The sequence below is a fragment of the Paenibacillus sp. PK3_47 genome, assembly GCF_023520895.1.
Taxonomy (GTDB): Bacteria; Bacillota; Bacilli; order Paenibacillales; family Paenibacillaceae; genus Paenibacillus_AQ.
The window spans coordinates 93,040-104,383 of record NZ_CP026029.1; the positions used below are offsets into that span (position 1 = coordinate 93,040).

8 protein-coding genes are annotated in these 11,344 nt (G+C 51.2%); 1 reads left to right on the forward strand and 7 read right to left on the reverse strand.

Translation table 11 applies throughout. The features are described 5' to 3' along the window. Window positions 1-19: 19 nt before the first annotated feature. The 5 genes from C2I18_RS00515 to C2I18_RS00535 form a co-directional block, all read right to left on the reverse strand. The gene (locus C2I18_RS00515; protein ID WP_249899346.1) at window positions 20-1,384 is read right to left on the reverse strand and encodes a glycoside hydrolase family 28 protein; all 1,365 of its coding nucleotides are present in this window, start codon (window positions 1,382-1,384) and stop codon (window positions 20-22) included. Next, the gene (locus C2I18_RS00520) at window positions 1,368-2,525 is read right to left on the reverse strand and encodes a glycoside hydrolase family 88/105 protein (RefSeq protein WP_249899347.1); all 1,158 of its coding nucleotides are present in this window, start codon (window positions 2,523-2,525) and stop codon (window positions 1,368-1,370) included. The genes C2I18_RS00515 and C2I18_RS00520 overlap by 17 nt, the downstream gene beginning before the upstream one ends. 36 nt (window positions 2,526-2,561) lie before the next feature. After that, entirely contained in the window at window positions 2,562-3,488 is a 927-nt protein-coding gene (locus C2I18_RS00525; RefSeq protein ID WP_249899348.1) for a pectinesterase family protein, read from the reverse strand. A gap of 85 nt (window positions 3,489-3,573) precedes the next feature. Beyond that, window positions 3,574-5,076 (reverse strand): extracellular solute-binding protein, encoded by a 1,503-nt coding sequence (locus tag C2I18_RS00530; protein WP_249899349.1) that lies wholly within the window; start codon window positions 5,074-5,076, stop codon window positions 3,574-3,576. Between the two features lie 38 nt (window positions 5,077-5,114). Then, entirely contained in the window at window positions 5,115-6,074 is a 960-nt protein-coding gene (locus tag C2I18_RS00535) for an ABC transporter permease (RefSeq protein ID WP_275100953.1), read from the reverse strand. Between the two features lie 280 nt (window positions 6,075-6,354). Between C2I18_RS00535 and C2I18_RS00540 the strand changes: the two genes are divergently transcribed. Beyond that, complete coding sequence (locus C2I18_RS00540) at window positions 6,355-7,239, forward strand: carbohydrate ABC transporter permease (RefSeq protein WP_249899350.1); 885 nt, start codon at window positions 6,355-6,357, stop codon at window positions 7,237-7,239. Between the two features lie 133 nt (window positions 7,240-7,372). Here the strand turns inward: C2I18_RS00540 and C2I18_RS00545 are convergent, their stop codons facing one another. After that, on the reverse strand, window positions 7,373-9,616 hold the full coding sequence (locus C2I18_RS00545) for an AraC family transcriptional regulator (protein ID WP_249899351.1): 2,244 nt from the start codon (window positions 9,614-9,616) through the stop codon (window positions 7,373-7,375). 918 nt (window positions 9,617-10,534) lie between these two features. Continuing rightward, entirely contained in the window at window positions 10,535-11,326 is a 792-nt protein-coding gene (locus tag C2I18_RS00550) for a PHP domain-containing protein (RefSeq protein WP_249899352.1), read from the reverse strand. Window positions 11,327-11,344 lie beyond the last annotated feature (18 nt).

Sequence of the window (11,344 nt, forward strand, 5' to 3'; positions counted from 1 at the left end):
TCCATGTCAAATCCACCTCTTATTCCTTCAGATTCAGATCGATCCCGGTGAGCGTAACCCGCTCTTCCAGCTGCTCCGGCTTACGGGTATTGCGGGACTCACAGCCGGTAAGTTCAACCCTGTCCCCGTTCTCAATGTAGAAGGCCGGGCCTTCATGGTTCTCAACCGTTACCTGATGGAACTTCACATCCCGCACATTGCCGAGGTAGAAGCCGCGGTTATGCATGTTTTCCATTCCGGTCATCATATCCGGATGGCCGGGAACGGCATTCTCCGCCATGGAAATATCCACATTGCTGAATGTAATCTCAGACACATACTGCTCTGCCAGCCCGTACAGGAATCCGGCAGCGGCATGCACATTGCGTGCCGTGATATTGGCAAAGTGAACCCGCCGGAAACAAGGAGTCTCGTCCGTAACCGGGTACGGATTCTTATCCCAGACATACTTCTCCTTGCCGCGCGGCCCGCAGAAGTAATATAAATTCATCGTGAACGGACACAGCACATGGTCCATGACGATGTTGGAAATGCGGATATCTTCAATCGTTCCGCCCCGTCCCCGCCGCGATTTCATGCGGATGCCGCGGTCAGTCTCCTTGAAGATGCAGTTGCTGATGACCACATTGCGGATATCCCCGCTCATCTCGCTGCCGAGCACGACACCGCCATGCCCGTGGGCCATGGTGCAGTTCGTTATCGTAATATTTTCACACGGAATCCGCTCTGCCGTATCCTCGGTTCCGGCCTTAATCGCGATGCAGTCGTCTCCGACATCAATGCTGCAGTTACTGATCCGTACACCGGAGCAGGACTCGGGGTTAATGCCGTCCGTGTTCGGGGAATCCGCCGGGTTCAGAATCGATACATTGTCGACCGTAATATTGCTGCACTCAATCGGATTCACCGTCCAGCTTGGCGAATTCAGCAGCGTGACATCTTTGATCGTTACTCTGCTGCAGCGGTCAAAGCTGATCAGCTTCGGACGCGGATACGCCAGCTCTTCACGGCGGTTGCGGAACACATCCCACCAGGGCCCGCCATTGCCTTCCAGCGTTCCGCTGCCGGTGATGGAGATATTGACCAGATCACTGCCGTAAATGCAGGAAGCATAGACCTGCTGCCGTACTCCTTCCCACCTGGACGCTACCACCGGGTAGTCAGCCTGATCCGTACTGAAGGAGAGAACCGCACCCGGACTCAGATGCAGCTCAATATTGCTTTTGAGGAAAATAGCACCGCTCTCAAACCGTCCGGCCGGAATGTACACCCTTCCGCCCCCTTCCCCGCTTGCCGCCGCAATAGCTTCGTTAATTGCTGAGGTCGCAAGCACTCCGCTGTCACGCTGCGCACCGAAATCTGTAATATTATACACCTGCTGCATGAGAACCTCCCCCGCCGGCAGCGCCAGCCGCTGCTCTTAATTGTTCAACCTCCGCACAGGCCTGCAGGAATGCGCCAAGGCCCTTCTGGTCATTCGTAATAATCGGCTCGCTGATATAATAGGCATAAGTGCCGTCACGCTGATCCGCTCCGCCCAGTCCGGCGACCTGGCAGTTTTTGTTCAGGTTGACCCAGCCTTCCTTGGTCTCCAGTACAAATTCGGCAATCAGTCCGTCGTAGGCACGGTTCAGCACCGTATTCCAGCTGGCATCCAGCACGCCCAGGCGGATTCCCTTGCCAATTGCGTAGACAATCATGCTTGAAGCCGAGGCTTCCAGATAATTGCCTTTGCGTTCCCCGAGATTAACGACCTGATACCATACGCCAGCTTCAGCATCCTGGAAATTCTTCAGGGCGGTTAATGTATCCCGCAGAATCCGTACCAGCTCAGCATAATCGGCATGATCCTCCGGCAGCATCTCCAGCACATCAACCAGGGCCATCAGGTACCAGCCCATGGAGCGGCCCCAGAAATTCGGCGACAGTCCGGTTTGCGGATCACACCACGGCTGAGCCTTCTTTTCATCCCAGGCATGGAACAGCAGTCCGGTTACGGGATCTTTGGTGTGCTTTTCACATATAATGAACTGCTTCGTCACATCGCCCAGGTCTGCACCGTCTTCAAAAGCCAGCAGATACTGCAGATAGAACGGGGAACCCATATACAGGCCGTCCAGCCAAATCTGGTACGGATAAATGTTCTTATGCCAGAAGGCCCCCTCGGAAGTCCGCGGATGATGACGCAGCTGCTCCCGCAGGGAATCCGCCGCCAGCTTGTATTTCTCAAGCCCGGTCTCCGCATAGAGCGTAAACAGCAGCTTGCCGTTATTAATATGATCAATATTATTCTCATCCTGGCGGTATCCGCGGATGCTGCCGTCCTCCTGAATGAAATAATCCATATTGTCCGCGATGTAGTTATAGTACTTACGGTCGCCGGTCTGCTTCCAGAGCAGCTCAAAGCCCTTCAGAATCACACCGTAATCATAGGACCATTTACCGTTGTAGCCTTTCCCCTCATACAGCCGCGGCAGGCGCTCCATCAGCGTATCCGCCGTTCTGACAGCCCATTTCTCTCCCATTCTGCCATTCCTCCTTCTATTGGTAAAAGATAACGTTCAGCGCGTCCAGCCGGTATCTCCGCCGAATACCGCTTCAAGCGTGAAATTCATGGCTTCCCTTTGCTGCAGCTGCTTGGACCAGGCCACCCGTTCACCAGGCACTGCACCAGGCCCCCGGGAACCGTATTCGCCGTAATGCACGGTATTCCACACACTGTCTTTGCCCCAGTCATCCCAGCCCTCACGGCGGATATGCCCGCCCAGCCAGCAGTCCACGAATACTGTCCGCGCATAATCGCGCCACGGTCTCCCCAGGTACACACTGTTCTCTGCAGCGTCACTGACCAGACGGCACTTATGAAACACAAAGCCCATGTGTTTATCTTCAGGCGTAGCAGCGGCGGTCACATAACCGTTGATCTCCTTGCCCAGATCCAGGCTGATAATTTCACATTCATGAAAATATGCAGTCGCTGATCCAAAAATAAAATCAATATCCCCGGTAATCCGGCAGTGTTCAAAATAATTCCGCCCGCTCCGGTTCACCTTCTCTTCCTTCGGTTTGCCCAAGTAGAGCGTGTCCTGCGCCGCCAGGAACGTACAGTTCCGGAACACGGCCTTGTCCGCATCGACATACAGCGCCACCGCCTGGCCTACCTTGCCGCTCCCGCCTGCTGTATTTTCAAAAATAATATTATCCACCCGGATATTGTCCCCGGTAATAGAAGTGCTGCATGAAGCAAATGTGCCCATCGGCTTCCCGTCACTGCCCGGCTTCGGCGCATAATCGTCATACACAAACCGGACCTCGCCTTCGCCAGTGATCCGCAAATCAGGTTTATCAATACGCAGCTTCTCATAATACACTCCAGCTTCGACCGTCAGCACCGTGAGCCCTTCTTTCCCGTCCGGGATGCTGTCCACCGCTGCCTGAACAGAAGTGAAATCTCCTCCGCCTGTCCTGCTGATCCGAATCTCCTTCATCTTTCTCACCTCCAGCTCTTCTGCCGCCAGTCCGTCAAAACGAACCCACCCCTTGCGGGTGGGCTCGCCAATCGTAATGCAGGGCTTATTTTTGGGTCAGCTTATAGGCTGCTTCATATTCTTCGGTAATCTTGCTGCCGCCTGAATCCTTCCAAGTCTGCACTGCCTTTTTGAAATCCGCTTCGGTTGACTGGCCCATAATGTACTTGAACGTGGCATCGGTGATGATTTTCTCAAGCTCGGTACCCTGTTCATTATTGGTCGCCGAATCCAAAGGAACTGTAGGATTAAGGACAGCGAACTTGTCATTTTCACGGATCAGCTCATTCGCCAGCTGCTTTTCAGGGTTGGCATCCTTAAGGGTATAAGCGATTTCGCTTGGTCTGCTGGAGGAGAATGGCTGTACATCCGCCTGCCACAGCTCGGTATTAAGCACTTTATAAGCGCCGTTTTCATCATATTCGTAGTGCGTGCCTTCAATACCGCCGGTCATCAGCATGAATGCCTCTTCGTCAATCAGATCATTGATGAACTGCAGCAGTCTTTTCAGCTCGGCTTCGGTTTTCACCTCGGATTTCGGGAAAGCCATCAGACCGCCGACCCCGCTGCCTTCCGACCAGATGCGGTACTGGCCGTCACCGTTCGAGATTTTGTTCACCGGCACCAGCTCAAGACCTTCCTGCAGATCCTGGGCCAATGTTCTCAGGCTGGAGATATCGACCATCCCGGTATAAATGCCGGTTTTGCCCTGGGCGAACTGCTGCTGCTGGTCTGTTTTGGCGGTAACTGCAAAGTCCTGGGCCAGGTATCCGTTTTCATAAAGCTTTCTGGAGAAATTCATCGTGTCCATATATTCCTGGGTATCGAATTCCGGAGTAAACTTTCCGTTTTCATCCACTTTCCAGCCGTTTGGCGTGCCGAAATAGGAACTCAGTGTTTTGAAGCTGCTGTACTTCAGGTCGGAACGGTCTCCGAAGCCTGTCGTATCGTCAACACCGTTGCCGTCCGGATCATCCTCGGTGAAGGCTCTGGCAATTTCGTATACTTCATCAAGGGTAGTCGGCACCGGCAGTCCCAGCTTATCCAGCCAGTCCTTGCGGAAGATCAGACCGGAACGGGCCAGGTTTTTCTGGAACGGAACCCCGTACAGCACACCTTCAATGGAAGCGGCTTCACGGATTTCCGGGGCAATTTTGGACAGATTGTCATAGTCATCAAGATACGGTCCGACATCCCAGAACAGTCCCGATTTCAGGGAGCTTCTGACCGAAGAGTTGGTCATCATCGTTAAAGTCACGATATCCGCAAGCTCGCCAGAGGCCAGCGCCGTGGTAATCCGCTCTTCCTTGGAAGCATCCGGTACCCAGTTGAAGGTGATTTTTGTATTGGTGTACTCCTCAAGCAGAGACTTGATCGTCTCTGTCGGAGGAGAAGCGGTGTGCAGAATATTCAGCCAGGTTAATTCCAGGGGTGCATTCTCATCGGCTACGGCAGCATTTTTGGCTGCTTCTTTATCTCCTCCGCAAGCTGACAGCAATGTGGAAAGCACGGTAACACAGGCAAGCATACTGACCCATCTTTTTTTCATAACTCTTCTCCTTTGATTGTAGAATAATTGGCACTGCCTTAATATACGCCGTCTTCGCCCATTTTTTTGGCCAGTTTGTTGGAGGCCATTACGAGGATGAGACCGACTACGCCTTTGAACAACCCTACTGTGGTGCTGAAGCTGAGCTGGCCGTTCTTAAGACCTGCTGTGTAGATGTAGGTGTCAAAAATTTCGGCCACTTCGCGGTTGAGCGAGTTGAGCAGCAGATACATATGTTCAAAGCCAAGATCCAGCGTGCTGCCGATTTTGAGGATCAGCAGGGTGATGATGACTGGACGGATGGCCGGCAGTGTCACATGCCAGGTTTTGCGCAGACGGGCGGCGCCGTCCATTTCCGCAGCTTCGTACAGCTGAGGGTCTACTACAGTAATTGCGGCCAGATAGATAATGGTGGACCAGCCGATCTCTTTCCAGATGATCTGCCCGATGTACATCGTGCGCAGCCATTCCGGCGAAGTAAGGAAGCTGATTTTTTGGCCGCCCATGCTGGCGATCATTTCATTGATTACACCGCCGTCCACTGTCAGGAACACATAGGTTATGGATACAATGATAACCCATGACATGAAGTGGGGGATGTAAATAATGGTCTGGATCCAGGTTTTGAGATGGCGGTTCCTGAGTTCATTTAACATGAGTGCGACAATAATCGGCAACGGAAAGAAAATCACGATGTTCAGCGCGAACAGGATCAGCGTATTGCGCAGCAGCATCATAAAGGTAGGTTCAGTGAACAGCCTGATAAAATGCTTGAACCCTACCCAGGGGCTGCCCGTGATTCCGAGGAACGGCTGATAATCCTGAAACGCAATGACAAGCCCGCCCATGGGCATGTACTTAAATATGATGAAGTAGACCAGTCCGGGCAAGATCATCAGATATAAGAGCTTGTATTTCTGTACTGCGGTCAGGAACGCGTTCTTTTTCTTCTTTTCCAGATTCAGATTGGATGGTGCGGTGATACTTGGAACTTTCACTTGTCAGCCTCCTTTGGTCATTCGGGGATTACGCTCCCTAGACTAAAGAATTTCCGGCGTTACGTATATAATCATCAGATGATGGTGTAGCACCGGACCTTGCGGCTGTAGGGTTTGTGCCACTTTGACCTCCTGTGATGATTACGGAATAAGATAATGATTATATGCCGCCTCAGGTCAGATTTCAGGCTGCAGATCCAACACCTCATGCCCGGATTATATACGTAATTTGTCCCCCTTGTTACAGTTGAAAGGTAACCGAATACGAGGAGGATATGAAATGAACCACAGCTCACGAAGAAAAGAATCGCTCGGCGGACAGATCTTTACGGTTGTTAATGCCGGTCTTCTGATTCTGCTCGCACTTGCCTGTCTATTGCCTTTTGTAAACATTATCGCCAGCTCCTTCGCGACCACCCAGGAAGTGATTGCGAAAAAATTCATTCTGTTCCCGACCACCTTTTCGCTGGATGCATACCGCTACATTCTGTCTACACCGACAATCTTTAAAGGCCTCGGCGTATCTGTAGGTGTCACCATTGCAGGTACGGTTGTAAGCATGATCCTGACCGCACTGATGGCGTATGGCCTGTCCCGAAGATATCTGCCGCTGCGCAACACCATTAACTTCATTGTTGTGTTCTCCATGCTGTTCAGCGGGGGCATGATCCCTACGTTTCTGGTTGTAAAATCTGTCGGACTGATCAACTCCTACTGGTCCCTGATCTTTCCGGTTGCCATCAACGCCTTCAATATGATCATCATGCGCAACTTCTTCCAGGCGCTGCCGGACAGCCTTGAGGAGTCTGCCAAAATCGACGGGAGCAACGACTTCGGCATTTTCCTGAAAATCATGCTGCCGCTGGCCCTGCCGTCCATCGCTACGATCTCCCTGTTCTACGCCGTGGCGTACTGGAACACTTATATGAACGCCATCCTGTACATTAATGATTCGGTAAAATGGCCGATCCAGGTTCTCCTGCGCCAGATCGTTATCGTCTCCAGCGGCATGCAGGCCGAGGGCACCTCAGTCGATATTATCCCGCCGGCCCAGACGATCAAGATGGCCGTTATTGTAGTGGCTACGGTTCCGATGCTGATCGCTTATCCGTTCGTGCAAAAGCACTTTACCAAGGGTGCGCTTATGGGGGCTGTAAAGGGTTAAGGAAAATGAAACCGCTGCCTATATAGGATTAAAAAGAAACGGTACCGCCTTATTAATTGGCGATACCGTTTCTCTATATCCGGCTGACCACCGAAACTGTTATGATGATTATTGCCCTGGCCTAAGGATTACACTACGCTTCCTGCTGCAGCTTGCGGTAGGCGCCCGGTGTCACCTGTTCCTTCTTGCGGAAGGAGCGGATAAAGTTCTGCGGATTATGATACTGCAGCCGTTCGGCAATCTCCCGGATCGTCATATCCGTCTCCGACAGCCATTTCTTGGCCATCTCCAGCCGGTAATTCATTAAATACTCACTGAATGCGGTCCCGTATTCCTTCTTAAAGATACTGCTGAGATAATTCGGATTGTAATGCAGCCTTTCGCCGATGCCCTCCAGCGTAAGCTCCTGGTCGAACTCGGAATGGACGATGGCGGTGATCTTATCAGACAGGCAGCGGAACTGCTTGCTTGTCTTCTCCTTCATCGCTGTGGTCATCGGGTAGATAACCTCCTGCACCAGCAGCCGTTCAATCTCTTCCGGATTGCGGATATCCAGCACCCGGTGATACAGCTTGTTGTTATCCTGGGTCAGGAGAACCTGAACACCGAGATGCTGCTCCAGCTGGATCAGATTGTTCACCAGCCGCACCAGCATCACTTCAAAATTCAGCGTGCTCTTGTTCTTGCCGATCAGCTGGGCCAGGAACGGATACAGGGCTTCGGTTACCTGCTCTTTATCCCCCAGCCGGATGGCGTTGAACAGCTGGGTTTCCAGTTCCGCCGGATAATGCAGCAGCACCGGACCGGAAACTACCTTGGAGATATCCTCATAAAAGATAATCGATTCCTTGCCAAGATTCAGCCGCTGGTGCAGCGCCTGCTTGCCCATCTCACAGGCTTCTTTGCTCTCCAGCAGATCCTCATAACACTTGCTGATTCCGATGCTGATGGAAACCTTCAGATAATTCCTTACTGCCCTCAGCAGTGAAGTCGCATAGTCCAGCAGCTCTTTGTTCAGCTCTGCTTCGCTCAGCTCAGGCAAAGTGAGTATTGTTGCCTGGGTATCATCGTTCAGGATGATCGGCAGCATCCGCTGCGACTCCGGAATAACCTCTTCCACCATCTTATTAATGGCCAGCAGCAGCACATCCTTACTCGATGCTCCCTCATCACCAAGACTGTCCAGCTGAATCAGCATCGCGGCATATCTGCGGCTGCCGTTAGGGACATAGCCAAAGCGCTGCAGATTTCTCGTCAGCTCCTCCGGAGTCACCCGGTTGCGGAACAGGTTCAGAATCAGCTGTGTCTCCAGCTGCGGCATTTCCGCTTCAATCAGGCTGGCCAGCGATTCCTTCTCGGAAACGATGGTATCAATGGAATGGATAATATATTCGAACTCATTTTTGGCATTCACCGGCGGAACGATGGATAAGCTGCGCTTGATCTGCTGAATCGGCTTTGTAAAATAAAGGGCTACGAAGTAAGCCACAACCAGAATCAGCAGAATACTCAGCAGCCCCAGGGCGAACAGCCCGTATTTGGTCATCGAGAGCGTGCCGGCAATTTCGTCCTGATCGAGCACAGTAAGGTATACCCAATTGTTATATCCGGATTTGGCGTACAGCAGCTGAATGGATTGGCGTCCCCCCGCCTCCAGCTCGATTCTGCCGTTCTCTTCTCCGGCGGCAACCATTCCGCTAAGCTCCTGCAGCTGGGCTTCGGTCAGCGTCATCTCTTTCTGGCCGGAATCATACATCAGCCCGCCTGATTTATTCAGAATATAGACGTGGGCATTCTCGTCGGTCTTAATGATCGAATCCAACGTGTACTGCGAAATATCGGATAAGGCAATCGCCTGCTTTTTGCTGGAGAACACCGGCAGTGTATTGACAAAACGGATCCCTTTATCCGTCTTGATCCAGAACAGGCTCTGATTCTGATTGTCTATGTACTGCCCGCGCAGCTGCTCCACATCTTCTTCCGACAGGCTCGTCAGCCGCTCATTCATAATCTGCCAGTTCTGCTCCAGACTGATCAGCGAATATTCCGTGCCTTCCGCCGTCATGGAGGCAATATAGTTCAACTGGGAGTTGACGCTCCGGTAAGCCTCAAAGTCTTTTACCGTAATCGGATGTGTAACAATGTCCTGAAAGGAACTCGTCGTACTGAACGTATTGAAGGCATACTCGATGCTCTGGATCTTATGCTCCAGATTGTTCTTGATCTGCTCGATATAGCTCTGTTTGCTGCTGGAGAACTGGCCCACCACCGACCGGATCGTACTGACATAGATATAGCTGCCGAAGCTGGCTACCAGCCCTACCCCAAGAATAAGGATCGGAATAAAAATCCCGTAGAACATTCTGCCTTTTTTCATAGCAATACCCCTTTTATTTCTGCTCATTACCACTAATTATAGCGCTTTCATAATAGGGTTGCCATGATTTTTTTAACGTGTGCAGCCATTTTTCCCACATTTTCGTTAATGCTTTTCCGTGCCTGATAACGTTAACAAAGGGTAGCGCCATCTGGTGCACCCTGGATTGTAAAGGCCTTTTTTATTTTTCAAATGCTAAATACTTCCACCTGTCCAGCACTCATGCATAAACTCCTAAATCCTTCCGGCTATTTAATAGCAGCAAATTCAAAGAATTAGCGAAGCTGCAATATTTATATGTTAACGTGTTCAAAAAGGATGGTTAGGGTAGGTTGATGGATTGTTGATGCAGGTTGATGGACGGTTGATGGACGGCTGATGCTGGCTCGATTGTTCTTTAAGCAGCCATTTAATTGGCCGTATTATGAAAATGGTCTTAGGGAGCATGTACAGATCAGGCTAAGTGGAATTTCTCCATCTAATACTCCAATAATCACCGGTATATCAATACTAACGGGAAAAAGTCCACTTAATTGTAATGGTTAAGTCACTTAGGGCCATTATCCGCCCGATTAGCTGGAGAATTTCCAATTAAAGAACAGAAATGATGGAAAAGGAGAGGATTAGGTGGAGGAAATCCAACTAGCTTTGCAGCATTAGGGGAAACGGACCTATTGTACTCGGAAAATCGTGTATAATGTGCTACAACGAGGGGAAACGGGTCTATCGCACTCGAAATATCGTGTATAACCTGCTATGCCGAAGCTCCTCTAAGACAGACATTTCAGAGCAAAAGGACTGCCTTAGAGTACTACGGTCTATTTTTTACAAACTGAAGTCTCTTACCTGCTCTCCGTTACAATGGAACATGCGCTGCTCTATTCAAATTAACCAGCTATAAGATACAAGAGAATCCGGTCAGGCGGAATACTCCGCCTCCTCATCCCTCGACGGGGCTTCGCCCTGCATCTGTTTGAGCAGTTTTTTCATCATTACCGAAGCTTTGACCTTGGTATGGAGGCATGGAGAAACTTCAATCGAATACCGGCCCAGACGGACCGCCTCTTTCAGCTCTGCTACAGTGGAGCAGGACTGCTCCAGCTTGTTCACCACACTTCCGTACTGCAGACACTGATGGCTGTCGCTGCCTGCGATGACCGGAACCCCAAGCTTAGCGGCAAAAGGGGTAATCAGCGCACGGTACGCCTCCACTCCCTGCATATAAATATCCTTGGCATTGTAATCAAAGGCATCCAGCCGGGTCAGCAGCTCGCGGTCCAGATGATGCAGCGGTGTAGAAATGCGGAACGGATGGGCTCCTATTTTCCACAGGCCCTGTTCGTCGGCGAGATCCAGCAGCTGCTCAAACGGGATAAACTGTCCTTCCCGGGTGTAATTTTCGAGACTGTAACGCGCTTCCAGAATCTTTTCCTTCAGACCGATCAGCAGAATATGCCCGGTCTCCGCGATATCCACTTCCATGCCGGGGAACACCTTCAGGCCGTCAGCCTCATAATAATGTCCGCTATAGGGATACATCCGGTCAAGCGTCTCATACATGGCGAAGAAATTGGAGGTGTTAAAATGCTCCGTAAGCGCCAGCGCCTGCAGCCCGTTCGCCTTCGCTTCCTTCACCATCTCTCTGAAGTATTCAGGGGAAAAGTCGGATTTCTTGGACAGCTTGCCGTGTGTATGCAGATCAATATTCATAAGTAAATTCTCTCCTTC

Excerpts from the sequence above, each read along its gene's own strand:
- C2I18_RS00525 (WP_249899348.1), bottom strand. The coding sequence starts at position 3,488 with ATGAAGGAGATTCGGATCAGCAGGACAGGCGGAGGAGATTTCACTTCT.
- C2I18_RS00545 (WP_249899351.1), bottom strand. The coding sequence starts at position 9,616 with ATGAAAAAAGGCAGAATGTTCTACGGGATTTTTATTCCGATCCTTATT.
- C2I18_RS00520 (WP_249899347.1), bottom strand. The coding sequence starts at position 2,525 with ATGGGAGAGAAATGGGCTGTCAGAACGGCGGATACGCTGATGGAGCGC.
- C2I18_RS00540 (WP_249899350.1), top strand. The coding sequence starts at position 6,355 with ATGAACCACAGCTCACGAAGAAAAGAATCGCTCGGCGGACAGATCTTT.
- C2I18_RS00515 (WP_249899346.1), bottom strand. The coding sequence starts at position 1,384 with ATGCAGCAGGTGTATAATATTACAGATTTCGGTGCGCAGCGTGACAGC.
- C2I18_RS00550 (WP_249899352.1), bottom strand. The coding sequence starts at position 11,326 with ATGAATATTGATCTGCATACACACGGCAAGCTGTCCAAGAAATCCGAC.
- C2I18_RS00530 (WP_249899349.1), bottom strand. The coding sequence starts at position 5,076 with ATGAAAAAAAGATGGGTCAGTATGCTTGCCTGTGTTACCGTGCTTTCC.